The sequence below is a fragment of the Hydrogenophaga electricum genome (assembly GCF_030160815.1).
GTDB lineage: Bacteria > Pseudomonadota > Gammaproteobacteria > Burkholderiales > Burkholderiaceae_C > Hydrogenophaga > Hydrogenophaga electricum.
Map to the genome: position 1 here is coordinate 1 of NZ_BSPB01000022.1, position 25,208 is coordinate 25,208.

25 protein-coding genes are annotated in these 25,208 nt (G+C 68.5%); 7 read left to right on the top strand and 18 right to left on the bottom strand.

Annotation, left to right across the window (positions count from 1 at the left end):
• Positions 1–107: 107 nt before the first annotated feature.
• Genes QQK43_RS13535 through QQK43_RS13560 form a run of 6 tightly spaced genes read right to left on the bottom strand, consistent with a single transcriptional unit; the run spans position 108 to position 5,570 of the window.
• Positions 108–896 carry a hypothetical protein gene (locus tag QQK43_RS13535; RefSeq protein WP_370465274.1) on the bottom strand — a complete coding sequence of 263 codons (789 nt, stop codon included), beginning with the start codon at positions 894–896 and terminating at the stop codon, positions 108–110.
• 19 nt (positions 897–915) lie between these two features.
• Entirely contained in the window at positions 916–1,407 is a 492-nt protein-coding gene (gene folK, locus QQK43_RS13540) for a 2-amino-4-hydroxy-6-hydroxymethyldihydropteridine diphosphokinase (RefSeq protein WP_234266705.1), read from the bottom strand.
• Positions 1,404–3,074: a polynucleotide adenylyltransferase PcnB gene (gene pcnB / locus QQK43_RS13545; RefSeq protein ID WP_234266704.1), complete on the bottom strand. Its 1,671-nt coding sequence runs from the start codon at positions 3,072–3,074 to the stop codon at positions 1,404–1,406. The genes folK and pcnB overlap by 4 nt, the downstream gene beginning before the upstream one ends.
• Positions 3,071–3,739, bottom strand: coding sequence for a histidinol-phosphatase (locus QQK43_RS13550; RefSeq protein WP_234266703.1), 669 nt, complete (start codon positions 3,737–3,739; stop codon positions 3,071–3,073). The genes pcnB and QQK43_RS13550 overlap by 4 nt, the downstream gene beginning before the upstream one ends.
• Positions 3,740–3,747: 8 nt before the next feature.
• Positions 3,748–4,434 (bottom strand): DnaA regulatory inactivator Hda, encoded by a 687-nt coding sequence (gene hda / locus QQK43_RS13555; protein WP_284308236.1) that lies wholly within the window; start codon positions 4,432–4,434, stop codon positions 3,748–3,750.
• 14 nt (positions 4,435–4,448) lie between these two features.
• Positions 4,449–5,570: an AI-2E family transporter gene (locus QQK43_RS13560; RefSeq protein WP_284308197.1), complete on the bottom strand. Its 1,122-nt coding sequence runs from the start codon at positions 5,568–5,570 to the stop codon at positions 4,449–4,451.
• A gap of 150 nt (positions 5,571–5,720) precedes the next feature.
• On the opposite strand from QQK43_RS13560, the gene purM reads away from it, so the two are divergent.
• The 4 genes from purM to QQK43_RS13580 all read left to right on the top strand — a co-directional run bounded on the left by purM (position 5,721) and on the right by QQK43_RS13580 (position 9,139).
• Positions 5,721–6,758 carry a phosphoribosylformylglycinamidine cyclo-ligase gene (gene purM, locus QQK43_RS13565; protein ID WP_284308198.1) on the top strand — a complete coding sequence of 346 codons (1,038 nt, stop codon included), beginning with the start codon at positions 5,721–5,723 and terminating at the stop codon, positions 6,756–6,758.
• Positions 6,759–6,915: 157 nt separating this feature from the next.
• Positions 6,916–7,491, top strand: coding sequence for an isochorismatase family protein (locus QQK43_RS13570; RefSeq protein ID WP_284308199.1), 576 nt, complete (start codon positions 6,916–6,918; stop codon positions 7,489–7,491).
• Positions 7,488–8,135, top strand: coding sequence for a DJ-1/PfpI family protein (locus QQK43_RS13575; protein ID WP_284308200.1), 648 nt, complete (start codon positions 7,488–7,490; stop codon positions 8,133–8,135). The genes QQK43_RS13570 and QQK43_RS13575 overlap by 4 nt, the downstream gene beginning before the upstream one ends.
• A 14-nt stretch (positions 8,136–8,149) precedes the next feature.
• The gene (locus QQK43_RS13580; protein WP_234266698.1) at positions 8,150–9,139 is read left to right on the top strand and encodes a GlxA family transcriptional regulator; all 990 of its coding nucleotides are present in this window, start codon (positions 8,150–8,152) and stop codon (positions 9,137–9,139) included.
• Positions 9,140–9,141: 2 nt separating this feature from the next.
• Here QQK43_RS13580 and QQK43_RS13585 read toward each other — a convergent pair whose 3' ends face one another.
• Positions 9,142–9,999, bottom strand: a complete 858-nt coding sequence (locus tag QQK43_RS13585) for a SirB1 family protein (protein ID WP_234266697.1) — start codon at positions 9,997–9,999, stop codon at positions 9,142–9,144.
• A 35-nt stretch (positions 10,000–10,034) separates the two neighbouring features.
• On the bottom strand, positions 10,035–11,600 hold the full coding sequence (gene murJ / locus QQK43_RS13590; protein WP_234266696.1) for a murein biosynthesis integral membrane protein MurJ: 1,566 nt from the start codon (positions 11,598–11,600) through the stop codon (positions 10,035–10,037).
• A gap of 141 nt (positions 11,601–11,741) precedes the next feature.
• Between murJ and rpsT the strand changes: the two genes are divergently transcribed.
• Positions 11,742–12,038, top strand: coding sequence for a 30S ribosomal protein S20 (rpsT, locus tag QQK43_RS13595; RefSeq protein ID WP_234266695.1), 297 nt, complete (start codon positions 11,742–11,744; stop codon positions 12,036–12,038).
• Positions 12,039–12,298: 260 nt separating this feature from the next.
• Here the strand turns inward: rpsT and serS are convergent, their stop codons facing one another.
• From serS to QQK43_RS13610, 3 genes are read right to left on the bottom strand one after another with little or no spacing between them, the layout of a single operon-like run.
• Positions 12,299–13,624 (bottom strand): serine--tRNA ligase, encoded by a 1,326-nt coding sequence (serS, locus tag QQK43_RS13600; protein ID WP_284308201.1) that lies wholly within the window; start codon positions 13,622–13,624, stop codon positions 12,299–12,301.
• A gap of 24 nt (positions 13,625–13,648) precedes the next feature.
• Positions 13,649–14,605: a 4-hydroxy-3-methylbut-2-enyl diphosphate reductase gene (gene ispH / locus QQK43_RS13605; RefSeq protein WP_284308202.1), complete on the bottom strand. Its 957-nt coding sequence runs from the start codon at positions 14,603–14,605 to the stop codon at positions 13,649–13,651.
• Positions 14,605–15,054, bottom strand: a complete 450-nt coding sequence (locus QQK43_RS13610) for an FKBP-type peptidyl-prolyl cis-trans isomerase (protein WP_284308203.1) — start codon at positions 15,052–15,054, stop codon at positions 14,605–14,607. The genes ispH and QQK43_RS13610 overlap by 1 nt, the downstream gene beginning before the upstream one ends.
• 86 nt (positions 15,055–15,140) lie before the next feature.
• On the opposite strand from QQK43_RS13610, the gene radC reads away from it, so the two are divergent.
• Complete coding sequence (gene radC, locus QQK43_RS13615; protein WP_234266691.1) at positions 15,141–15,833, top strand: RadC family protein; 693 nt, start codon at positions 15,141–15,143, stop codon at positions 15,831–15,833.
• Between the two features lie 176 nt (positions 15,834–16,009).
• Positions 16,010–16,678 (top strand): Smr/MutS family protein, encoded by a 669-nt coding sequence (locus QQK43_RS13620; protein ID WP_284308204.1) that lies wholly within the window; start codon positions 16,010–16,012, stop codon positions 16,676–16,678.
• Here QQK43_RS13620 and QQK43_RS13625 read toward each other — a convergent pair.
• From QQK43_RS13625 to boxB, 7 genes are all read right to left on the bottom strand, one after another.
• A complete protein-coding gene (locus tag QQK43_RS13625) occupies positions 16,663–17,298 on the bottom strand; it encodes a queuosine precursor transporter (RefSeq protein ID WP_284308205.1) in 636 nt (211 codons plus the stop codon). The genes QQK43_RS13620 and QQK43_RS13625 overlap by 16 nt on opposite strands.
• Positions 17,299–17,343: 45 nt before the next feature.
• Positions 17,344–17,769, bottom strand: coding sequence for a group II truncated hemoglobin (locus tag QQK43_RS13630; RefSeq protein WP_284308206.1), 426 nt, complete (start codon positions 17,767–17,769; stop codon positions 17,344–17,346).
• 13 nt (positions 17,770–17,782) lie between these two features.
• On the bottom strand, positions 17,783–20,314 hold the full coding sequence (locus QQK43_RS13635) for an ABC transporter permease (RefSeq protein ID WP_284308207.1): 2,532 nt from the start codon (positions 20,312–20,314) through the stop codon (positions 17,783–17,785).
• Positions 20,315–20,478: 164 nt separating this feature from the next.
• On the bottom strand, positions 20,479–21,111 hold the full coding sequence (gene upp / locus QQK43_RS13640) for a uracil phosphoribosyltransferase (RefSeq protein ID WP_284308208.1): 633 nt from the start codon (positions 21,109–21,111) through the stop codon (positions 20,479–20,481).
• A gap of 59 nt (positions 21,112–21,170) precedes the next feature.
• Positions 21,171–21,974, bottom strand: a complete 804-nt coding sequence (locus QQK43_RS13645; RefSeq protein WP_284308209.1) for a gamma-glutamyl-gamma-aminobutyrate hydrolase family protein — start codon at positions 21,972–21,974, stop codon at positions 21,171–21,173.
• A gap of 68 nt (positions 21,975–22,042) precedes the next feature.
• Entirely contained in the window at positions 22,043–23,332 is a 1,290-nt protein-coding gene (gene boxA, locus QQK43_RS13650) for a benzoyl-CoA 2,3-epoxidase subunit BoxA (RefSeq protein ID WP_284308210.1), read from the bottom strand.
• 329 nt (positions 23,333–23,661) lie between these two features.
• On the bottom strand, positions 23,662–25,089 hold the full coding sequence (gene boxB / locus QQK43_RS13655; protein WP_284308211.1) for a benzoyl-CoA 2,3-epoxidase subunit BoxB: 1,428 nt from the start codon (positions 25,087–25,089) through the stop codon (positions 23,662–23,664).
• Between the last annotated feature and the right edge of the window lie 119 nt (positions 25,090–25,208).

Sequence of the window (25,208 nt, forward strand, 5' to 3'; positions counted from 1 at the left end):
ACCTCGCATCGTCTGGACTCCTTGTTGAGCGAGCAGTCAGTATCTACAACGATGCTCCTGAATGCCAGGTTTTATGGGAGCGAAATTCAACAGCCTGCTAAGGCCCCCTATGGCGCCGTCACCGCCTGCACAGGCAGGAACTGCAACAGCGTGCCGCCCACGAAGTTCTGCACATAGCTGACCACGGCGCGCCGGTATTTTTCGGTCGTGACCGAGGCCAGCAGGTCCACGCGCGCAATCATCTTGCCGAACTCGCGCTCGAAACTCAGGTTGCGCGCCTGCGCCGTGATCTCGTCGGCCAGCAGCAGCGGCCTGCCCGCCCGGTCGCGCCGCTGCGCCAGCATCCACGCGGCAATCTCGATGTTGCGGGCGGCGTTGTAGAGCGCCTGGGCGTCCAGACCGTCGAGCAGGTAGAAGCGGGTCTTGCCGCCGTGCGCGGTGATCAGCATGTCACCCAACCCATAGGTGAAGGCCGCCACCCGGTCGCCTGCGAACGCGGGGTCGAGCGCCACGGCCAGCGCCGCGATGTCGCGCTTGTCGGCCAGGGCCAGATCGGGCCAGGACCGGCGCGCTTCGAGCGCCTGACGCACCGCGTCCATCGCCGCTTCGCGGCTGGAAAAACCCCCTTTGCGCCACTCCTGGGGATTGCGCCGGTACAGCTTGTCCATCAGCAGGAACAGGCTGGCCAGGTTGTCGCGCATGCCCAGCGTGGCCATGCGGTTCACGTCCGACTGCGCCAGATCGCCGGAGGCCATGGGCTCGGGCTGCACTTCGCCCCGGGGAGCCGGCGTCGATGTGCAGCCGGCCAGCAGCGCCCAGGCCATGAGCGCCAGCAGGCACCAGGCCCCGGAGCGCCAGGTCATCGACAACAGGGAGAGCGAAAAGACGGACGGCATGACAGGAGGGTCCGCCCCGTCAGCGCAGCCGCTCCACCACCTGGTGTTGCACCGCCGCCAGCGCCGCCGGCGGCACCCGTTCGGGGGCCAGATCGTGCAGCGGGACGAGAACAAAAGCCCGGTCCATCATACGGGGGTGTGGCACGGTGAGCCGGGGCGAAACGATGCGCGCCGTGCCATACGTCAACAAATCCAGATCCAGTGTGCGCGGCGCGTGGTGGTAGGGCCGCTGCCGACCGGCATCCGCCTCGACGGCCTGCAGCAGGTCCAGCAGCGCAGGAGCCGTCAGCGTCGTGTCCAGCAGCGCGACCGCGTTGACAAAATCCGGGCCCGTCGCGTCCACCGGCGCGGTGCGGTAGAAGCCCGAGACGCGCAACTCCGCAATGCCCGGATGGGCCTGCAAGGCCGCCAGCGCAGCCTGCAGCGCCTGCACCGGATCACCCAGATTGGCCCCCAGCGCCACGCAGGCCCGCACCGGGTCGCGCGCAAGAGCGGCGCCAGCCAGGGTCATTCGCCCGCCGGGGGCGCCCCACCGTCATCGGCCGGCGCGGCCCCGCTGCCCGAAGGCTTGCGTCGGCGACGACGGCGTTTCTTGGCCGGTGCGCTGCCATCGGCAGGCATGCCATCGGGCGTACGCAATTCGGGCAGATCGTCGCCCGGCTCACCAGCCCCGTCGTCATCGGCCTCGGTATCCGGCGGCCGGAAGCGCGGGTCGTCCTGCTCAGCGGCGCCGGTGCCCGGATGGTCGGCATCGCCCTTTTTCACGCGCCGGGCCTTGCCGCTGCCCGCCCCTTTGGGCTGGCCGGACTTGCGCTGGGCGTCGATCATGTCCTGGCGGTGGTCTTCGTCCGCGGTGCTGAAGGTTTCCCACCAGTGGGCCAGTTCCTCCTCGACCTCACCGGTCTGCGCGCGCAGGCGCAGGAAGTCGAAGCCGGCGCGGAAGCGCGGCTGCTCGACCAGGCTGAATGGGCCGCTGCCCACGCGCTTGTCGAAGCGCGGCTGCATGAGCCAGATTTCGCGCATGTCGGTGCCCAGCTTGCCGCGGCCGGAGACGTCACCGATGCGGGCATCGAAGGCCTCGTCCACCGCGTCCTGCAGGGCGGCAAACGGCGTGGGCGGACGTTGGTTGCCACGGGGCTGCAGGCGGCGCTCCCAGCCCTTGCGCACGTCGGCCCAGAGCACGCAGGCCAACAGGAAGCTGGGCGCCACCGGCTTGCCTTCGCCCACGCGGCGGTCGGTGTCCTGCAGCGCCCGCTGGACGAACGGGTCGCCTGCGCGCTCCACCACCACGTCGAGCAAGGGGTAGATGCCGGTGCCGAGGCCGGTGGCCTGGAGCTGCTCGATGCTGGCCAGCGCGTGGCCGGTCTGCAGCAGCTTGAGCATTTCGTCGAACAGGCGGCTCTGCGGCACGTCGGCCAGCAGCGTGCGCGAGGCGGCCAGCGGCGCCTGTGTCTTGGCATCGAAGCTGAAACCCAGGCGGCTGAGCTTGGCGGCAAAACGCACGGCGCGGATGATGCGCACCGGGTCTTCGCGGTAGCGCGTGGCGGCGTCGCCGATCATGCGCAGGGTTTTCTTCTGCGCGTCGCGGATGCCGTGGTGGAAGTCGACCACGACCTGCGTCTCGGGGTCGTAGTACATGGCGTTGATGCTGAAGTCGCGGCGCGCGGCGTCCTGCTCGATCGGCCCCCAGACGTTGTCGCGCAGCACCCGGCCGCTGGCGTCGACGGCGTGCTTCATGGTCGAGAGTTCACCCTTGCTGGTGCGTTCGTTGCCGCTGACCTGTTCGGCATCGGCGCTGTCGAGGTAGGCGCGGAAGGTGGAGACTTCGATGACCTCGTGCTCGCGCCCCCGGCCATAGACCACGTGCACGATGCGAAAGCGCCGGCCGATGATGAAGGCGCGGCGGAACAGGCTCTTGACCTGCTCGGGCGTGGCGTTGGTGGCGACGTCGAAGTCCTTGGGGCGCAGACCAAGCAGCAGGTCGCGCACGGCGCCGCCGACGATGTAGGCCTCGTAACCGGCGCGTTTGAGGGTGTGCACCACGTCGATGGCGCGCTGGTCCACCAGCTTGGGGTTGATGCCGTGCACGCTGGCCGGCACGTCGGCGCGCTGGCCGAATTTGCCGGCCTTCTTGCCGCCGGACTTGCCCAGCAGCTTGTCGATGAATTTCTTGATCATTCGAAGAGGTTCAGGATGCGCCAGCCGCGTTCGGCGGCGATGGCGGTCAGCCGGGCATCGGGATTGGTGGCCACCGGCTCGTGCACCTTGTCGAGCAGCGGCAGGTCGTTGATCGAGTCGCTGTAGAAGGTGCTGTGTTCGACACGCGACCAGTCCAGGCCCCGCGCGGCCAGCCATTGTTCCACACGCGCCACCTTGCCCTCGCGAAAGGACGGGGTGCCCCGGATGGCTCCGGTGGGGTTGCCGGCGGCATCGCGCTCCAGGTCGATGGCAATCAGCTCGGAAACGCCGAAGGCCTGGGCTATCGGCCGGGTGACGAATTCGTTGGTGGCGGTGACGATGATGACCTGGTCGCCCGCAGCCTGGTGCCGCTGCACCAGTTCGCGCGCCGCCGGCCGGATGGCCGGTCCGATCACCTCCTGCATGAAGCGCCGGTGGGCCGCGTCGGCGGCTGCCACGCCGTGCTCGCGCAGGGCGTCCACCGAGAACCGGATGTATTCGTGGATATCCAGCGTGCCGGCCTTGTACTGCTCATAGAAGTAGTCGTTGGCGTGGGTCTGGGCTTCGGCCGCACGCCAGCCCAGGGTGACGACGAAGTCGCCCCAGGCGTAGTCCGAATCGAGCGGCAGCAGGGTGTGGTCCAGGTCAAACAGGGCAAGCTTCATGCAGGGTCTTATTCGTTTTCGAGCATCGACTTGATCAGCGGGATGGTGATCGCGCGCTGCGTGCGCAGGGCGTAGGCGTCGAGCTGGTCCAGCAGCATCATCAGGCTGGAGAGATCGCGGGAGAAGCGGTTGAGCATGAAGTCCATCACCTCGTCGCCGAGGAACACACCCCGCTCGTCGGCGGCGCGGCGCAGCACGGCGCGACGCTCGGCCTCACCCAGGGCGTGCAACTGGAACACGTGGCCCCAGCCCAGGCGGGTGCGCAGGTCTTCGCGCAACTGCAGGTCGGCCGGCGGCCGGTCGGCGGCGGCGAGCACCCAGCGGGCGCGCCCCTGCGCAGGCGTCTGCGCGTTGACGAACCAGTTGAAGGCCGCCGCCTGCTGCTCGGCGGTATAGAGCTGGCAATCGTCGAGCAGCACCGCGTCCCAGTGGTCGTCAAAAGCAACCGGGTGCAGGGTGGCGGCGTCAAGCCAGCCGACCCGGGCGCCCTGCTCTCGCAGCGCTTCGCGCACGGCGCCCAGCAGGTGGGTCTTGCCGCTGCCGCCTTCGCCCCACAGAAAAGTGGGTACCGGCGAACGCAGCGGGTTGCCCGCCCACAGCTGCAGGTGCTCCAGCGCCGCCTCGTTGCCCACCGCCACGAAATTGTCCAGCGTGGGCACCGGCGCCATGCCGATGTCGAGCGCCATCTGCCGCATCACGATCGGTGCGCTCATGAGGCCTTGTCTTCCGGTGCCGGGCGCCGCTGGGCCGGGGGGGCGGGCGGCAAAGGCGGCTGCAGATAGATATCGCTGGCCAGATAACCCGCCTGAACGCGGCGGATGCCCACCAGCAGCACGGCACTGGCCGGCAGCGCCACCAGCACGCCCACGAAGCCGAACAGATGGCCAAAGGCCATGAGGGCAAAGATCACCGCGATGGGGTGCAAACCGATGCGCTCGCCCACCAGGCGCGGGGTCAGGAAAAAGCTCTCCACCACCTGACCAACGGTGTAGACACCGGCCACGGCGGCCACGCCCCAGACGCTCTGGAATTCGAGCAGGGCGGCCAGCAGGCCCAGCACCAGCCCCAGACCGAACCCCAGGTAGGGCACAAACACGGCCAGCCCGGTGAACACACCGATGGGCAAGGCCAGGTCCAGCCCGGTCAACGCCAGGCCCACGGTGTAGAACACCGCCAGCACCCCCATGACCAGCAACTGGCCACGCAGGTACTGGCCCAGCACCTCGTCCGTCTCGTCGAGAAAGCTCTGCACGCTGGCGCGCCAGCGCGGCGGAATGAGCTGCTTGACGCGCGCGACCATGTTGTCCCAGTCGAGCAGCAGGTAATAGGCCACGATGGGCGCCAGCACCAGATTGCCGAACACCGCCGCCACGGCGCTGCCGCCGATGCGCAAGGACGACAGCAGCCCGCTGATCAGTTCGCTTTCGTTGGCCACCACCAGCCCGCGCAACCACCCCTGGATCAGGGACACGTCGATCTGCAAGGCCATCCCGAAACGGGCGCCCAGTTGCTGGACCCCTTCGCTGGCTTTGTCCAGCAGCAGCGGCACTTGCTCCTTGAACAGCGGCACCTGCTTGGTGATCACCGGCACGATCAGCAGCAGCACGGCCAGCAGCACCATCACCAGCAACGTGAGCGCCAGCCCGGCGCCCAGCCAGCGGGGGACCCCTTTGGCGCGCAAACGCTCCACCCCGGGGTGCAGCACGTAGGCCAGCACCGCCGACAGCAGGAAGGGCATCAGCACCGGCGACAGCATCGTCAGCAGCAGCCACACCGCCACGGCGATGGCGGCCCAGGCGACCAGGCGCAGCTGGTAAGGGGTGAAGGTCATGGGTCGATCCGCAAGAGTCGGCACGGCCGACGGAGGGGCAAGGGGCAAACCCTTAAAATCCGGTGCTGATTCTAGTCGGCCCCCTTGGGCGGCCGTCCGCAGCCCTCTCCCCCCGAACTTCCGCCCGCGCCCCCGGGACGCCCCCATTTCATGACCTCCAGCAGCACGCCCCTTTCCTACAAAGACGCCGGTGTCGATATCGACGCTGGCGACGCCCTGGTCGAACGCATCAAGCCCCTGGCCAAGAAGACGCTGCGCGAAGGCGTGATGGCCGGCATCGGCGGCTTCGGTGCCCTGTTCGAGGTGCCCAAGCGTTACCAAGAGCCGGTGCTGGTCTCCGGCACCGACGGCGTGGGCACCAAGCTCAAGCTGGCCTTCGAATGGAACCTGCACGACACCGTGGGCATCGACCTCGTCGGCATGAGCGTGAACGACGTGCTGGTGCAGGGCGCCGAGCCGCTGTTCTTCCTGGACTACTTCGCCTGCGGCAAGCTGGACGTGGACACCGCTGCCGCTGTGGTGGGCGGCATCGCCAAGGGCTGTGAGCTGTCCGGCTGCGCGCTGATCGGCGGCGAAACCGCCGAAATGCCCGGCATGTACCCGGCCGGCGAATACGACCTGGCGGGCTTTTGCGTCGGCGCGGTCGAAAAGAGCAAGATCCTCACCGGCCAGAACGTCAAGCCTGGTGACGTGGTGCTGGGCCTGGCCTCGCACGGCGTGCACTCCAACGGTTTTTCGCTGGTGCGCAAGTGCATCGAGCGCGCTGGCGCCGATTTGCCGGCCACGCTGGACGGCCAGCCGTTCCGCCAGGCCATCATGGCGCCGACCCGCCTGTACGTGAAGAACGTGCTCGCCACCCTCGCCAAGCACCCGGTCAAGGCGCTGGCCCACATCACCGGCGGCGGCCTGCTGGAGAACATTCCGCGCGTGCTGCCCGAAGGCACGGCTGCCCACCTCAAGAAGGGCAGCTGGCCGCAGACCGAGCTGTTCGCCTGGCTGCAGAAGGTGGCCGGCATCGACGATATCGAGATGAACCGCACCTTCAACAACGGCATCGGCATGGTGGTGGTGATCGCTGCCGAAGAAGCCGCTGCCTGCGCCGCCACCTTGCGCGAACTGGGCGAGACGGTTTACGAGATCGGCGCCATCGCCGCCCAGGGCGACGGCGCGTCGGTGGTGGTCGCCTGAACGGCCCTCCGAACCGGCCATCCGAAGGGCTCCCTGGGAGCCCTTTTTCATGTCCGAAAATGCACGCTTCCGGTCCGGCCTGAAACGGACAGGCGACGGTGAAGTGCCCACAATGCGGGGCATACCGTGTCGATCCGACACGCCGCCTGGAGACCCGATGTCCCTTCCCACCCACGCCGCCCTGCTCGTCATCGACGTCCAGGAATCCTTCCGCCACCGCCCCTTTTTCAACGAGGCCGACCTGCCCGCCTACCTGGCAGCCCAGAACGCCCTGATCGCGGCCTGCCAGCACGCCAGCGTGCCGGTGATCCGCATCCTGCATGCGGACGGACCGGAATCCCCGAGCAACCCGTTCGCCCACGCCAGCGGGCATGTGCGGCCGCTCGAAGGCCTGGCCGATTTTGAACCGGCGGCCACCTTCGTCAAACACCGCCACAGCGCCCTGGTGGGCACCGGGCTCGACGTCTGGCTGACCACCCATGGCATCCGCCACCTGATCGTCAGCGGCATCCGCACGGAACAATGCTGCGAAACCACCACGCGCCACGCGTCCGACCTGGGCTGGCAGGTCGACTTCGTGCCCGAAGCCACCCTGACCTGGGACATGACCCAGCCCGATGGCCGCGTACTCAGCGCCGACGCGATCAAGGCCCGCACCGCCACCGTGCTGGCGGGCCGCTTCTGCACCCTGCGCCAGGTCGCCGATTACGCCCAGGAGGCCACCACGCCATGACCGCGCCCTCCACAACGCTGAGCATCCACATCCTGGCCTTCGACGAGGTCGAAGCCCTGGACCTCGCCGGCCCCTACGAGGTGTTCACCACCGCCGCCCGGGTCGCCGCGCGGCTGGCGAGCGGCGCCGACGCCCCCGCCGGGCTCGCCAGCGCTGCCCGCTGGCAGGTGCGCTGCGTGTCGCGCGACGGCGGGCCGGTGCGCGCCCGTGCCGGACTGCGGATACTGCCCGAGGCCGCGTTCGCGACGGCCGGCCCCTGCGATCTGCTGGTGGTACCCGGTGGTGTGGTCGACGGCCCCCTGGCCTGCCCCGACACCCTCGCCTGGGTGCGCGAGACCGCGGCGCGCTGCCCCATTACCGCCAGCGTCTGCACCGGGGTGTTCGTGCTGGCGGCTGCGGGCGTGGTGCACACACACCGCGTCACCACGCACTGGGAAGACGTGGCCGATCTGCGGCAGCGCTGGCCCCACCTGCAGGTCGACCCCGACGCCCGCTGGGTGGACGAAGGCACGGTCGTCAGCTCGGCCGGCATCAGCGCCGGCATCGACATGAGCCTTCACCTGGTGGAGCGCTTTGCCGGCCAGGCCCTGGCCGAGCGCACCGCCCGCCAGATGGACTACCGCTGGCAGCGCGAAGCCGCCTGACCCTCCATCACCCCATGCCTGCCATCCGCGTCCATTTCGTGCTGCTGCCAGGCAGCCTGATCCTCGACTGGGCGGGCCCCGCCGAGGTGCTGCGCGCGGCCAACCAGAGCCTGCAGGCACAAGGGCGCGAAGCGCTGTTCGGCCTGCACTTTATCGGTCCCCAACCGGAGACCACCAGCTCCGTGGGCGCGCGCATCGGCCAGATCGCGCCTTTGCCATCGCTGGCCGCAGACCTGGCCGGCGAGCCCGGCTGCGACTGGGTTGTTCTCGTCGGCCACCCGGGACACAGCGTGGATGTGGACAACACGCCGGCCCGCGCCCTGCTGCACTGGCTGCGGGGCCTGCGTCCCCGGGCCGGCCGGCTCGAACTGCTGTGCGTGTGCGCCGGTGCGCTGTACGCCGCGCACGCGGGCCTGCTGGCGAACCGGCAGGCCACCACCCACCACGAACATCTGGACGAATTGCGCGCGGCCGATCCCACCTGCCAGGTGCAGGCCAACCGGGTGTTCGTGCTGGACCCGCCCGTGGCCTCCAGCGCCGGCGTCACCACCGGGATCGACCTCTTCCTGCACATGGTGGCCACCCATGCCGGTGCGGCCATTGCGGCCCAGGTGGCCCAGGCGCTGGTCGTGGCCTTGCGGCGCGGCCCGGCCGACCCGGAGCTCTCACCGTTCCTGCACCACCGCAACCACCTGCATGCCGCTGTGCACCGTGTGCAGGACGCCATCAGCCAGCAGCCGCAGCAGGACTGGACCGTTCCGGCCATGGCCCGGGTGGCGCACACGTCCGAGCGCCACCTGGCCCGGCTGTTTGCCGAGCACGCCGGGGTGAGCCCGCTGGCGTATCTGCAAGGCATCCGGCTGACGGTGGCCGAAGCGGCCCTGGCCTCGGGGCACAACGTGTCGCAGGCAGCGCGGTTCGCCGGTTTCAGCTCCGACGCGCAATTGCGCCGCACCTGGCACCGCCTGGGGCGGCCGGGCCGGCCCGGTCTGGCCGCCGGCTGAACTCAGTTCAGCGCCTGGCGCAGCTCGGCCAGGCGCTGGGCCATGGCTTCGCGGTCCTGGGCGTTGTCGGTGTGGGTCACGTAACGATCAAGGTCTTCCACCGCCAGGCGCGCCTCGCCCATTTCCGCCCAGGCCAGACCCCGGTCGCGGTACTCGTCCCAGGCGTCGGGCAGCAGGATCAGCAGGCGGTCGAGCACCGCGATCAGGCGCAGCCAGTCGGCCTGCGAACGGTGGATTTCCTTGAGGTTGCGCAGCATGCGCGCCAGGATCTCGCGCGGCGGCGCCGCCTGCAGGTACAGGCCAACCGGCACGTCGTAGTCGTCGACCAGGCCTTGCCGGCGTTTGTAGGGTTCGAGCCGCTCCGACAGATCTTCCCGGCTCAGCGACTGGCCGGTGAAGGGGTCGATCACCACCTGCCCGTCGGGCAGGTTGATCTTGACCATGAAATGCCCGGGAAAGTTGACGCCCCGCGCCTTCAGCCCCAACCCTTCCGCCAGTTCCAGCCACAACACCCCCAGCGTGATGGGTATGCCGCGGCGGGTGCGCAGCACCACGTTCAGGTGGCTGTTGTCGGGGTCGTAGTAGTTGTTGACGTTGCCGCCAAAGCCCAGGTCGTGGAAAAAGAACTGGTTGAGCACCCGCAGCCGCTGCAAGGCCCCGGCATCGCCCGCACAGCGGCGGCGCACGCGTTCGAGCAACTGGTCCATGTCGCCCAGCACCTGCTGCACGTCCAGATCGGGGTATTCGTCCTGGGCGATCGACACCGCCGCTTCCAGCAGCGGCACGTGGTCGTCGTCGCGCACCAGGCTCGCGAAATAGGCCAGGGGCGTGGGGGGCGCGGTGTCGATCGGAAGTGCCATGGTGCCGACATTGTCGCGCGAGCGCCCTGCCCCGCTCAACGCCTCAGGAACTGGCGCAGCCGCACGCCGGCCATCACGAGGCTGCCGAAGTACAGACCGGCCGCGCCCAGCAGCGTGACCGTCAGCCAGCCGATGCGTGTCCAGGGCAGCGCGCCCAGCGCCAGCCAGTCCTGGCTGGAGGCGCTCCACATCAGGAACACCGCCAGCAGCGCGCTGGCCGCCAGCACCTGCAGCGCAAACCGGCCCCAGCCCGGCGCGGGCCGGTAAGCGCCCCGGCGCACCAGACCGATCAGCAGCCACAAGGCATTGATCATGGCCCCCAGCCCGATGGCCAGCGCCAGCCCGGCGTGGGCCAGCATGGGCACGAACAGCAGGTTCATCAACTGGGTCAGCACAAGCACGACCACCGCGATCTTGACCGGGGTGCGGATGTCCTGGCGCGCGTAGAAGCCGGGCGCCAGCACCTTGATCGCCACCAGCCCCAGCAGGCCAGCCCCGTAGCCCATGAGGGCGAGCGCGGTCTGGCGCACGTCGCCATCGGAGAACGCGCCGTAGTGGTAGAGCACGGTCACCAGCGGCTGCGCAAACGTCAGCAAGGCCACGGCACAAGGCACGGCCAGCAGCAGCACCAGCCGCAGCCCCCAGTCGAGCAGGCCGCTGTAGCGGTCGCCATCATCGGCCGCCCTGGCCGCCGCCAGTTGCGGCAGCAGCACCACGCCCAGCGCCACGCCCAGCATGGCGGTGGGGAATTCCATCAGCCGGTCGGCATAGGTCAGCCAGCTCACGCTGCCCGTGGTGAGGTGCGACGCGATCTGGGTGTTGATGAGCAGCGAGATCTGCGCCACGCTCACGCCCAGCAGGGCCGGCAGCATCAGCGTGGTCACGCGGCGCGTGCCCGGGTGGTTCCAGGCGGCCCTCAGGTGCGACCAGCGCAGGCTCACGTGCGGCAGCATGCCCAGCCGGCGCAGCGCGGGAATCTGTACCCCCAGTTGCAGGGCTCCACCCAGCATCACGCCGACCGCCATGGCGTAGATCGGCTCGATGCCCAGGGAACGGAACCACGGTGCGCCCAGCCAGGCGGCACCGATCATGGCCACATTGAGCAGCACCGGCGTGGCCGCAGGCACCGCAAATTTTTTCCAGGTATTGAGAATGCCCGCCGACAGCGCGACCAGCGACATGAAGGCGATGTAGGGAAACATCCAGCGCGTCATGACCACTGCCGCCTCGTAGCCCTGCGGGTTCTGCTGCAGGCCGCTGGCCATGGCCCAGACCAGCACCGGCGCGGCGGCCACCCCGAGCACACAGGTCAGCAGCAGGGCCCACACGAGCACGGTGGCGATCTGGTCGACCATGCGCCGCGTGGCCTCGTCGCCTTCGGTCTCGCGCACGCCCGCCAGCACCGGCACGAAGGCCTGACTGAAAGCGCCTTCGGCAAACAGGCGGCGCAGCAGGTTGGGAATGCGGAACGCGACGTTGAAGGCGTCGGTCAGCGCGCTCGCGCCGAAGGTGGATGCCACCAGCAGTTCGCGCACCAGACCGGTGATGCGGGACGCCAGCGTGAGCAGGGAAACGAGGGAGGCGGACTTGAACAGCGACACCGCGGCAGTGTAAGCCAGCCCCCGCTCCCCTCTGGCCCCTGTAACAACCCGGTACCAGATGGCGGCCACGGCAGCACTCGGCCGCGTGGTAGAATGTTCGGCTTTGCTGGCATCATCCCAAACACGTAAAGGATTACTCCCATGGCAACCAAGCCGAAGAAAAAGAACCCCCGTCTGGCGTCTGGCCGCAAGCGCGCCCGCCAGGACGTCAAACTGAACGCCGCCAACAGCTCACTGCGTTCGAAGTACCGGACCGCCGTCAAGAACGTCGAAAAGGCTGTTCTGACCGGCGACAAGGCCAAGGCCACCGAACTGTTTGCCAAGATGCAAGGCGTCGTCGACACCATCGCCGACAAGGGCATCTTCCACAAGAACAAGGCCGCTCGCGACAAGAGCCGCCTCTCCGCCAAGGTCAAGGCCCTGGCCGCAGCCGCCTAAAAACCGGCCACCGGCCTGCCCCGGCAGACCACCAGCCCGGACCCCTCTCGGGTCCGCCGTTTGAAACGGTGCGCTGCCAGCAAAAAAAGGAAAACCGCCGCGTCGCAAGACCGGCGGTTTTTTCTTGGTGTTTGTCTGGTGGCGGGCAAATGAAAGACCGGTGAGTTCCATCGCGGTGCCGGTCCCTCGGTCCACCCGCCAGGCGGTTCAGGCGCCCCACCCCGGTCCGGGGCAACTTTTGGGGGCGCCAGCGGCGTGCCTCAGTCGGCGCTCAGCCGCTCCAACCCGCCCAGGTAAGGCCGCAGCACCTCGGGCACCGTCACGCTGCCGTCGGCGTTCTGGTAATTTTCCAGCACCGCCACCAGGGCACGGCCCACGGCCAAGCCCGAGCCGTTGAGGGTGTGCACCAACTCATTCTTGCCCTGGGCGTTCTTGAAGCGCGCCTGCAGGCGGCGCGCCTGGAAGGCCTCGCAATTGGAGACCGAGCTGATCTCACGGTAGGTCCCCTGCGCCGGCACCCAGACTTCGAGGTCGTAGGTCTTGGCCGAACCGAAGCCCATGTCGCCCGTGCACAGCGCCATCACGCGGTACGGCAGGCCGAGCTTCTGCAGCACGGCTTCGGCGTGGCCGGTCATGGCCTCCAGGGCCTCGTAGCTCTTTTCAGGATGCACGATCTGCACCATCTCGACCTTGTCGAACTGGTGCTGGCGGATCATGCCGCGCGTGTCGCGCCCGGCGCTGCCGGCTTCGGAACGGAAACACGGGGTGTGCGCCGTCAGCTTGATCGGCAAATCGGCCTCGGCCAGCACGGTGTCGCGCACCACGTTGGTCAGCGTCACCTCGCTGGTGGGAATCAGGTACAGCGCCTGGTTGTCGTCGGTGCCGTCCTGCCCGCCCTTGCGGGCCGCGAACAGATCGCCCTCAAATTTGGGCAACTGGCCGGTGCCGCGCAGGGTGTCGGCATTGACGATGTAGGGCGTGTAGCACTCGGTGTAGCCGTGTGCCTGCGTCTGCGTGTCCAGCATGAACTGCGCCAGCGCCCGGTGCAGGCGGGCGATCGGGCCGCGCATGAAGGTGAAGCGAGAGCCTGCCAGCTTGACGCCGGTGTCGAAGTCCAGCCCCAGCTTTTCGCCGATGTCCACATGGTCGCGAACCTCGAAATCAAAGCTGCGCGGCCCTTTCCCGTCGGGGCTCCAGCGGCGCACCTCGACGTTGCCCGCTTCGTCAGCGCCCACCGGCACACTCTCGTGCGGCAGGTTGGGCACGGCCAGCAGCAGGGTCTGCAGCTCGGCCTGGATCACGTCCAGCCGCGCGGCCGAGGCTTCGAGTTCGGCCTTCATTTCGCCGACCTGCGCCATCACCGCATCGGCCTCGGCGTGCTGCCCCTTGCCCTTGAGCATGCCGATCTGCTTGGACAGGCTGTTGCGCTGGGCCTGCAGCGCTTCGGTGCGGGTCTGCAGCGTCTTGCGCTCGGTTTCCAGCGCCTGGAACGCGGCCACGTCCAGGTAGGGCTGCGGCTGTTTGCGGCTTTCCAGGCGCGCGACGACGGCGCCCAGGTCTTTGCGGAGTTGGAGGATGTCTAGCATGGGGAGGAAATTGTAGGGACCGGCTTACCGCAGGTGGGCGGGCGCGGCAGCGCCTTCGATCTTCAGGCCTTTGGGCAGGGGGAATTTCACGGTTTCGGTCAGGCCGTCCATGCGCCGCACAGCAATGGCACCGAGATCGCGCAGGCGCTCGATCACCTGCTGCACGAGGATGTCGGGCGCCGAAGCGCCGGCCGTCAGGCCGACACGCAGCTTGCCCTCGAACCATTCGGGTTGCAGCTCGCCCGCGTTGTCGACCATGTAGGCCGGCGTGCCGAGCTTGAGCGCCACCTCGCGCAGGCGGTTGCTGTTCGAGCTGGTGGGGCTGCCGACCACGATCACGATGTCCACCTGCGGGCTCAGCAGCTTCACAGCGTCCTGCCGGTTCTGGGTGGCGTAGCAGATGTCCTGCTGTTTGGGCTCGCGCACCTTGGGGAAGCGCGCTTTCACGGCGGCCAGGATGCCGGCCGCATCGTCCACGCTGAGCGTGGTCTGGGTCACCACCGCCAGCAGGTCGGTCTGCGCCGGCTGCACGCGCAGCACATCGGCTTCGTCTTCGACCAGGTGGATGCCGCTGTCGAGCTGGCCCATGGTGCCTTCCACCTCGGGGTGCCCCTTGTGGCCGATCATGATGAACTCGTAGCCTTCGCGGTGCAGCTTGGCCACCTCCACGTGCACCTTGGTCACCAGGGGACAGGTGGCATCAAAAATCTGGAAACCGCGCCGCGCGGCCTCTTCCTGCACGGCCCGGCTCACGCCGTGGGCCGAAAACACCAGCGTCGCACCCGGCGGCACTTCGTCGAGCTCCTCGATGAAGATCGCGCCCTTGGTCTTGAGGTCGTTGACCACATAGGTGTTGTGCACGATCTCGTGCCGCACGTAGATGGGCCGGCCGAACTTGGCCAGCGCACGCTCGACGATTTCGATGGCGCGGTCCACGCCGGCACAGAAGCCCCGGGGTTCGGCCAGAAGAATCTCGTTCATCACAGCACACCGATCAGTTGCAGTTCAAAACGCACCGGCTGGCCGGCCAGCGGGTGGTTGAAGTCGAACAGCACCGAGCCATCGGCACGCACCTCGCGCACCGCGCCGGCGTAGGTGCCCAGCCCGTCGGGCGTGGGGAACTGCACCACATCGCCCACCGCGTACTGCTCGTGCGGATCGCCCAGCTGGTTGAGCAGCTTGCGCGCCACCCATTGCTGCATCTCGGGCTGGCGTTCGCCAAAGGCCTCGCCCGCAGCCAGTTCGATCACCGTGTGCGTGCCTTCCTCCAGGCCCAGCAGGCGCTGTTCGATGGCCGGCGACAGTTCCCCGGCGCCGAGGCTGAGCGTGGCCGGCTGCCCCTGCTCGAAGGTGTCGATGATGGTCTGGCCCTGCGGGCCGGTCATCCGGTAGTGCAGGGTCAGGAAAGAGCCTTCTTGGACTTGGGGCATGGTGGCGGACATCGAAAACGGAGGCCCGGGCAGCGGCCCGGGAAACTGCGTATTGTAAAAAGCAGGGGATTGCAGGGAGGAAAAAGATGAATGACCTGGCCGAACGCGGGCTCAAGAGCCTGCCCGCCGACGCGCGCCCGCGCGAAAAACTGCTCGCCCGCGGTCCGGCGGCGCTCAGTGATGCCGAGCTGCTGGCGCTGCTGCTGCGCACCGGCATGGCCGGCAAACACGTGCTGCAACTGGCGCAGGAACTGCTGGACCGCTTTGGCGGCGTGGGCGGCCTGCTGCACACCGATGCCGAGGCCCTGCGCGCCATCAAGGGCCTGGGCCCCGCCAAACGCGCCGAGGTCGTGGCGGTGCTGGAACTGGCGCGCCGTGCCCTGGTGCAGGAAATGCGGCAGAGCCCGCTGTTCGACAGCCCGGCCGCCGCGCGCCACTACCTGCAATTGCAGCTGGGCGCGCGGGCCCACGAAGTGTTTGCCGTGCTGTTCCTCGACAGCCAGAACCGCCTGATCGCCATGGAAGAGCTGTTCCGCGGCACGCTCACGCAGACCAGCGTCTACCCGCGCGAGGTGGTGTTGCGCGCCCTGCACCACCATGCCGCCGCCGTGGTACTGGCCCACAACCACCCCAGCGGCGAAGCCCGACCCTCGCGCGCCGACGAGGCGCTGACACAGTCGCTCAAGGCGGCGCTGGCGCTGGTGGACGTGCGTGTGCTGGACCACTTCATCGTCACGCGCGAGCAGGCGGCGTCGATGGCGGAGATGGGGCTGGTCTGATACCGCGCCCGTCCAGCAGCCTGCTCACTCCAGGAACAGCTCGGCCACCTGTGAGCGCAGCCATCGGTTGGCAGGATCCTGCTGGATGGGTGAGGTGGCAGACGCCACCCCACCACACCTTGTGCCCTTTAGGGAGACCGGCATCCGCCCCCACAGGCCTGCGCGACAATGCCTTCATGAAAGTGCACAGCCTGGCCGAGCTGAAAACGTTGCAGCGCGAAATCCGCCGCCGCAGCGAGGCCGAGGCCGCCCGTGTGCAAGCCGAGCGGCAGCGGCAACTGGCCGCACAGCGCGAACGCTGCCTTTTTGCGACCGCAGTCGGCCCTGTCAGGCCGCTGACCCAACCGGAGCGAGCGCATCCGCACCGCCCGCCGCTGGACCCGGTCCCCGCACAGCGCCAGCGCGACGAACAATCGGTGATGCGCGAGGCGTTGTCGGACGAATTCGACGTCGAGACCCTGCTGCACACCGATGAGCAACTGAGCTTCCGGCGCCCGGGCATCGGGCCCGACGTGACCGCCAAACTGCGCGGCGGCCACTGGAGCATCCAGCGCCAGATCGACCTGCACGGCCTGCGCACCGACGAAGCGCGCGAGGCGCTGGGACGCTTTCTGCGCGAAGCACACCAGGTCGGCCTGCGCTGTGTGCGCGTGGTGCACGGCAAGGGCCTGGGCTCGCCGGGGCGCCAGCCGGTGCTCAAGGGACGGGTGCAGCGCTGGCTGGTGCAGAAGAACGAGGTTCTGGCATTTGTGCAGGCCCGCCCCATCGATGGCGGCGCCGGGGCGCTGGTGGTGCTGCTGCGCCCGGTGCGTGCGCTGCGCAGCGAGGGTCAGCGGCCGGCCTGACGCCAGCGCCACCCCAGCCACTGCGCCGCGATCCAGCGGAACGGCACCAGCGCCAGCAAGGCCAGCGCCAGCTTGACCAGCCAGTCGGCCAGGGCCAGCGACACCCACAGCGGCACCTGGGGCCCCAGGCCCAGCAGCGGCAGCACCTCGTTGGCCCAGGCGACGTCGGTGACCGGGTCCACCCAGGCCAGCGGTGCGGCAAACGCCACGCTGAAAAACAGCACCGTGTCCACGGCCGACCCCACCAGACTGGAGACCAGCGGCGCGCGCCACCACGAGCCCTGGCGCAGCCGGTCGAACACCGCCACGTCCAGCCACTGGGCCGTCAGAAAAGCCAGGCCCGAGGCGATGGCCACGCGCAGCGTGACCAGCGGACCGAACTCGCCCGCGATCTGGCTGCCCACGAACGAGCAGGCCACCCCCACCACAAACCCTGCCAGCACGACCTGCCGCGCGGCACGCGCTCCGGCCTTGAGGTTGACCAGGTCGGTCACCAGGAAGGCCAGCGGATAGGTGAACGCGCCCCAGGTCAGCCAGGCACCGAAGAGGTGCTGGACCAGGACGTTGGACGCCACCACGACGGTGGCCATGGCCAGAATGGCCGGGAACAGCAAGGGCATGGGACCACCGGCGCGCGGCGCGGTTCGGAAGCGGGAGGGCGCCGATTATGGCGTGTTGCGCATCCAGTCGGCGGTTTTGAAGAAGCTCTCGCGCAGGCGCGCGCGCAGTTCGTCGGGCACCCCGGTTTCGCCCATGGCCTGGTCCATGCAGGCCAGCCACTGGTCACGCTCGAGGATGCCGATCTGGAACGGCATGTGCCGCATGCGCAGGCGCGGATGGCCGAAGCGGTCTTCGTAGTGCGAGGGACCGCCCAGCCAGCCGCAGAGAAACCAGAACAGCTTCTGGCGCGCATCGTTCAGCGTGCTGCCGTGCGCGGCGCGCAGTTCGCGGTAGCCGGGCTCGATGTCCATCAGGTCGTAGAAGCGGTCGACCAGCCGCTGCACCGCCGGCTCGCCGCCGATCCATTCGAAGGGGGTGGCAGGCCGGGCGGGAGAGGCCGTCGGGTCGGAAGTGTCGGGTGCAGAGGTCATGGTCGGAGGGCGATCAGGTGGCAGCGCGGCGCAGGGTTTCCACCACCGGGGTGCGCAGCACGCTGCGCAGGCCCCACCAGCCGGCGGCCAGGGCCAGCACACCGCCGGCCAGGCTGCCTGCCAGCGGCACCAGCAGCGGGGGTTGCCAGGCGAACTGGAAAGCATAACGTGCCAGCGCCCAGCCCACGGCCACAGCCACCAGCGACGCGATGAAGCCCGCCAGCAGGCCGACGCCCGCCAGCTCGATGCGCTGCACCTGCCGCAGCAGGCCCGACGAAGCGCCCACCGCGCGCAGCACGGCAAACTCGCGCTCGCGCTCCCCACGGGTGGCGGTGATGGTGGCCAGCAGCACCACGAGACCGGCCGCAAGGGCAAAGCCGAAGAGGAATTCCACCGCCCGGATCACCTGCCCGAGCACGCGCTGCACCTGGGCAATGGTCTGGCTCATGTCCACGTTGGTGATGTTCGGGAAGGCGCGCACCAGCGTGTTGTCGAACTGCGGGTTGCCTTCAGGGGCGCGGAAGGCGCTGATGTAGGTGACCGGCACGTCGGCCATGTCGGCCACCGGGAAGATCACGAAGAAATTGACCCGCAGCGAACCCCAGTCCACCTTGCGCAGGCTGGTGATGCGCCGTTCCACCGGCATGCCGGCGATGTCGAAGGTGAGCGTGTCACCGAGCTTGAGCCCCAGTTCCTCGGCCAGGCCCTCTTCCACGCTCAGGCCGTCGGCCTCGTCCGGTGTCCAGCGGCCCTGCACCACGGGGTTGTGGTCGGGCAGTTGCGCCATGTGCGAGAGGTTGAACTCGCGCTCCACCAGCCGCTGGGCGCGGTCGGTCGCAAACTGGTCTGGCTGCACGGTCTGCCCGTTGATGCCGACCAGCCGACCGCGGATCATCGGGTGCCAGTCGTAGCGCTCCACGCCGGCCTGGTGCAGCGCCTGCTGGAAGGCCTCGGCCTGGTCGGGCTGGACGTTGATGACAAAACGGTTCGGCGCATCGGGCGGCGTGGCGTTGCGCCAACTCGCGATCAGGTCGGTGCGCAGCAGCACCAGCAGCACCAGCGCCAGCAGGCCCACGGCCAGGGCGCTGATCTGCACCACCGCGTAACCGGGCCGCGCCGAGAACTGGCGCGTGGCCAGCACCAGCGCGCGCGGCGCGGTGCTTTCGTTGATGCTGGCGCGCAGCAGCTTGACCGCCCCCCAGCTCGCCAGCGCGAACACCGCCACGGCCGCCGCAAAACCGCCGACGGCAATGCCGCCGAGCACCAGGTCGCGGCTCGCGGCCAGCAGCAGCACGGCAAAACCGGCCACGCCCAGGCCCAGCACGGCCAGGGTGGCGGGCTTGAGCTGGCCGACGTCACGCCGGATCACGCGCAGCGGCGGCACCTGCGCCAGCTGCAGCACGGGCGGCAGCCCGAAGGCGGCCATGAGCGTGATCCCCATGCCCACCCCCAGCAGCGCGGGCCAGACACTGGCCGCGGGCAAAGCGGCATCGACCAGGCCCGCCAGCAGCACCACGAAAGCGTGGTGCACCGCGTAGCCCAGCGCCACGCCCAGCACGCTCGCGCCCAGGCCGATCAGCAAAAATTCGAGCGCGTAGGCCCGCGCCATGGTGCCCTGGGGCAGGCCGAGCACGCGCAGCATGGCGCAGTCGTCCAGGTGCTTCTGGGCAAAGCCGCGCGCCGCAATGGCCACGGCCACGGCCGACAGCAGCGCGGCCAGTAGGGCCACGAGATTGAGGAATTTTTCGGCCCGCGCCAGCGTCTGCTGCATTTCGGGCCGGCCGCCTTCGAGCGATTCGAGGCGCGTGCCGCGCACGTGGCTGCGGTCGATTTCGGCCTGGGCCCAGTCGGAGAAGGTCTTGACCACGCTGTCGGGCCCGGCCACCGCCAAACGCCAGGTGATGCGGCTGGCCGGCTGCACCAAACCGGTGGCGGGCAGGTCGGCGGTGTTGATCATCACGCGCGGCGCGAAGTTCATGAACCCGGCGCCGCGATCGGGCTCCTGGGTGAGCACGCGGTCGATGCGTACACTGCCGTCGCCCAGCAACAGCGCTTGCCCCACCCGCAGGTCCAGCGTATTGAGCAGCGCTTCGTCCACCCAGGCGGTGCCGGATGCGGGAATCTCCGCGGTGGCGGCATCGGGCTGGCCAGGCGCCGGGGCCACGCGCAAGGTGCCGCGCAGCGGGTAACCGGGCGCCACCACTTTCAAGGCCACCAGGCGTGCCGCGCCCCCGTCCTCGTCGCGCGCGCGGCCCATGGTGGGGAACACCAGGGTCTGCACCGCCTGCAGGCCGAGCCGCCCGGCTTCTTCGGCAAACGCCGGAGGCGGCCGGTTGTCGCTGCTGATCACCGCGTCGCCGCCGATCAGCGCGCGGGCATCGCGATGCAGGCCACCCTGGAGCCGGTCGGCAAAAAACCCCACGGCCGTGAGCGCGGCCACGGCCAGCGTGACGGCCAGCAGCAACAGCCGCAACTCCCCCGAACGCCAGTCGCGCCAGAGCGAACGCCAGCCGAGGGACCAGAAAGCAATGGGAAGTGCAGCCATGCCCGAACCTTAACCCAAGCCCGCCACCCGCGCAGCAGGCAAGGCATAAGGCATCTTCACCCGTGCGCGGCTCCGGACCAGGATGCAGTGGAACCGGCTCCGCCGGGCCACCCGCATCGCCCCTTTGAGGGGGGCGCACCACCGGCGCGGCGCAGGGGTGGGCCTTATTTCGTGCCGAAGATGCGGTCGCCGGCGTCGCCCAGGCCCGGCACGATGTAGCCGTGTTCGTTCAGGCCCCGGTCGACAGCCGGGGTGTAGACCGGCACGTCGGGGTGGGCATCGTGGAAGGTCTTCAGGCCCTGCGGGCAGGTGACCAGGCAGACGAAACGGATCGAACGCGGGTTCGTCTGCTTGAGCCGGTCGACCGCGGCAACGGCCGAGTTGCCGGTGGCGAGCATGGGGTCGAGCACGATCACGTCGCGCTCCTCCATGCCGCTGGGCATCTTGAAGTAGTACTCCACCGCCTGCAGCGTGGCCGGATCGCGGTACAGGCCGATGTGGCCGACGCGCGCACCGGGAATGATCTGCAGCATGCCGTCGAGGAAGCCGTTGCCGGCGCGCAGGATGGAGGCCAGCACGATCTTCTTGCCGTCGATCACGCGGGAACTCATGGTTTCCAGCGGCGTCTCGATCTCGATCGTCTGCATGGGCATGTCACGGGTGAGCTCGTAGGCCAGCAGGGCAGACAGCTCGTGCACCAGTTCGCGAAAACTCTTGGTGCTGGTGTCCTGGCGGCGCATCAGCGTCAGTTTGTGCTGCACCAGGGGGTGGTCGATGATGTGGACTTCGCGGCTCATGGCAATCGGTCGGGGGCGGTGGAAACGCTGGCCAGCGGCCAGACGACGGGGCCCCGAGTTTATGCGGGTGGCCGGTGGCGGTCGGCGCGCTGGCGCGCGGCGTCGAGGAACGCCTGCATCATGGGGCCGCTGTCGAGCAGGCCCTGGCGCTGCTCGGACGGCGTGAGGTGGAACTCCGGGTGCCACTGCACGCCAAGCACGAAACCCGGCCCCTGGCGACGGATGGCCTCGACCACACCGTCAACCGGGCTGCGCGCCTCGATCGCCAGCCCGTCACCCAGGCGGTCGACGCACTGGTGGTGGATGCTGGTGATGTGGCGCGAAGCCTGCGAGCCGTAGAGCCCGTCGAGCAACGAACCGGGCTCGAAGGCCACCTCGTGCAGCAGCCGGTCGTAGTGCTCGGTGTCCTGGTGCACCGTGGCGTTCGGCCACATCGAGGGAATGTCCTGCACCAGGGTGCCCCCGTGGTACACGTTGATGAGCTGGGCGCCGCGGCAGATGCCGAGCACGGGTTTGCCCGCTTCGATGAAACCGCGCAGCAGGGCGAGTTCGTAACGGTCGCGGATCGGGTCGCCGGCCCAGTCGGAGTGGCCGGCGGTGGCGCCGTAGGTCCCTGGGCTGATGTCCGCCCCCCCCTGCAGCACCAGGCCGTCCAGCAGATCGACGATCGCGGCCAGGGGGACACGGCGGGGCGAAACCGGGGCGGCTTCGTCGATGAAGGGCACCATCAGGGCGATGGCCCCGTGCCCCATGATCCAGTGCGCCATGGAGCTTTCGAGAAACTGCAACCGTTTCTGGGGCAGCCCCAGGCCGGGGGGCGGATCGTGCAGCAGGCGGGCGGTGATTCCGATACGGAGAGGCATGGGACAGGTGCAGCGAAACAGGCCTTCATGCTACGCCTGTCGCCGCACCCCTGTGGGTCCCGGGGCCATCAGTAGGTCTCGAGATGCAGACGTCCTTCACGCTTGAGTGCGCTGCCGACCACATCCCAGTCGAGCCCGGCACCGGTGGCGATGTCGCGCAGGGCCAGCACCACGCCCTCTTCCATGGCCTTGAGGCCGCACACGTAGAAGCAGGCGTTCGGGTCCTGCAGCAACGCGGCCAGGTCGGCGGCGCGTTCGCGCATGGCGTCCTGCACGTAGCGCTTGGACTTGCCGGCTTCGCGCGAGAAGGCGAAGTTGGTGTCGATGAAGTCCTTGGGCAGGTTCTGCAGCGGGCCGAAGTACGGCAACTCGGCCGGTGTGCGGGCGCCGAAGAACAGCATCAGTTTGCCGCCTTCGAACTTGCCGCTGGCGCGCAGACGGCGGCGCCATTCGGTCATCGCGCGCATGGGCGCCGAACCGGTGCCGGTGCAGATCATGACGATGCTGGACTTCGGGTGGTTGGGCATCAGGAAGCTGGCGCCGAAGGGGCCGATGACCTGCACCTGGTCGCCCACCTTCAGGTCGCACATGTAGTTGCTGGCGACGCCGCGCACCGGCTGGCCCGAATGGTCTTCGAGCACGCGCTTGATGGTCAGGGACAGGTTGTTGTGGCCCGGGCGTTCGCCGTTGCGCGGGCTGGCGATGCTGTACTGGCGCGCGTGGTGCGGCTTGCCGTGGGCGTCGACGCCGGGCGGCACGATGCCGATGCTCTGGCCTTCAAGCACCGGGAAGGGCATGCTGCCGAAATCGAGCACGACGTGGTGGGTGTCGTAGTCCTTGCCCACCTCGGTGACACGCAGGTTGCCGGTGACGGTGGCGGTGACGGTTTTTTCGGCGGCCTTGGGGCCGTAGAGGTTGGTGTAGGCGTGGGCCGCGCTCCAGGGCGGGATCGTGGCGCCGTACTGGGCGGAGTTGAACGTGGCCTGGCCAGCCGGATCGGCAGCGGGGGCAGCCGCCTCCTGGGGTTCGGCGACTGCCTCGCCGAGGCCAGCCTCGGCCGACTGGGCAGCCAGCTCTCCAGACGAAAGCTCGACGGGCAGTTCGTCCCAGCCGAGCTGTTCTTCCACCGTGTAGGCGTTGCCACGCACGACGCGGCGGTAGTTGTCGATGGAGCCGGTCGGGCACGGCGAGATGCAGTCGTTGCACCAGTTGCACTTGCTGACGTCGACGACGTAGTTGCGCGAGTCGTGGGTGATGGCGCCGACCGGGCAGATGGATTCGCAGGTGTTGCAGCGGATGCAGATCTCGGGATCGATCAGGTGCTGCTTGATGACGATGGCTTCGGTGGGGGCGTTCATCTGGAATCTCCGTGCTTGGCTCGTGGCACTCTATTTTGTGGCTTACTTTGACGCTTTGGAGGCGCCGCATGGACTGGGGCGGCTGACTCCGTTCGTGTCCCCCGCCGACCTGCGGCCGGCTCCTCCTTGACCTCACTGCGCCAGCCACCCCAGTCCATGCTCATTGGCATACGCAGAGAAACAGCAGAACAACCAACAGGCCTCCGGAGCGTGTGCCTGAAGCCCAGGATGCGGTGGAACCGGCTTTGCCGGGCCACTCGCGTCGTCCCCACTTCAAGCGCCGAAGGCGCGCCAGAAAGGGGGGAAGCCGCGTCAGCGGCGCAGGGGGGTTAGTTGAATCTGACGTACTCGAAATTCACCGGCTGGCGGTTGATGCCCATGACCGGCGGCGCGATCCAGTTGGCGAACTTGCCCGGCTCGACCACACGGCCCATGAGCGAACCCACGTAGGCGCGGTCGGTGTCCGAAGGCAGCCACTCTTCCACGCGCTGGTTCCATTCGTGATCGCTCACCACGCGGCCGTCCGGGCTGACCTTGACGCCGGCCAGCGAGCCGATGTTGCGGTGGAAGGCCTTGTGCGGCACCTTCAGGCGGAAGTCGATACCGGCCTTTTCGATCAGGCGGTTCCAGCGGTCCACACCGCCCACCGAGTCCTTGATGTAGTCGTCGCGCAGCACTTCGTTGAGCGCGTTGAGCATCGGCACTTCCTTCTCGACCAGGCCGCCGTTCTCGACCGCCAGGATCTTGTAGGAGTTGCCCTTGAGCACATGGTCGTCGGTGCGCTTTCCCTCTTCGTAACGGCCCTTGAGACCCGAGCTGTAGAAGGTGGCGGCGTTGGACGACTGGTCGGCACCGAACAGGTCGATGGTCACCGAGAAGTGGAAGTTGATGTAGCGCTGGATGGTCGGCAGGTCGATCACGCCGGCAGCGCGCAGCTTGCCCACGTCATCGGTCTTGAGCTGGTTCATCATTTCGCAGGAGCGGGTGATGACGCGGCCCACGCCCGATTCGCCCACGAACATGTGGTGCGCCTCTTCGGTCAGCATGAACTTGGTCGTGCGGGCCAGCGGGTCGAATGCGGATTCGGCCAGGGCGCAGAGCTGGAACTTGCCGTCGCGGTCGGTGAAGTAGGTGAACATGAAGAAGCTCAGCCAGTCGGGCGTCTTCTCGTTGAAGGCCTGCAGGATGCGCGGGTTGTCGGCGTTGCCGCTGTTGCGTTCGAGCAGGGCTTCGGCTTCTTCGCGGCCGTCCTTGCCGAAGTACTTGTGCAGCAGGTAGACCATGGCCCAGAGGTGGCGGCCTTCTTCCACGTTCACCTGGAACAGGTTGCGCAGGTCGTACTGGCTGGGGGCGGTCAGGCCCAGATGGCGCTGCTGCTCGACCGAGGCCGGCTCGGTGTCGCCTTGCGTGACGATGATGCGGCGCAGGTTGGCGCGGTGTTCGCCAGGCACGTCCTGCCAGGCGGCTTCGCCCATGTGGTCACCGAAGTGGATCTTGCGTTCCTGCTCGGCCGGGTTCAGGAAGATGCCCCAGCGGTAGTCGGGCATCTTCACGTGGCCGAACTGCGCCCAGCCCTGCGGGTCGACGCTGACGGCGGTGCGCAGGTACACATCGAAGTTCTGCGAACCGTCCGGGCCCATGTCCTGCCACCACTGCAGGTAATTGGGCTGCCAGTGTTCCAGCGCGCGTTGCAGCGTGCGGTCTTCGCTGAGATTGACGTTGTTCGGAATCTTCTCGCTGTAATCGATGCTGGACATGACAGTCTCCTGGTGGGGGAATGAACGTTGGAGTGAAGATGCTTGAAGCCAGGGGTGCGGCGGAACCGGCTTTGCCGGGCCGCTCGCGCCGTCCCCCCTTCAAGCGCCAAAGGCGCGCC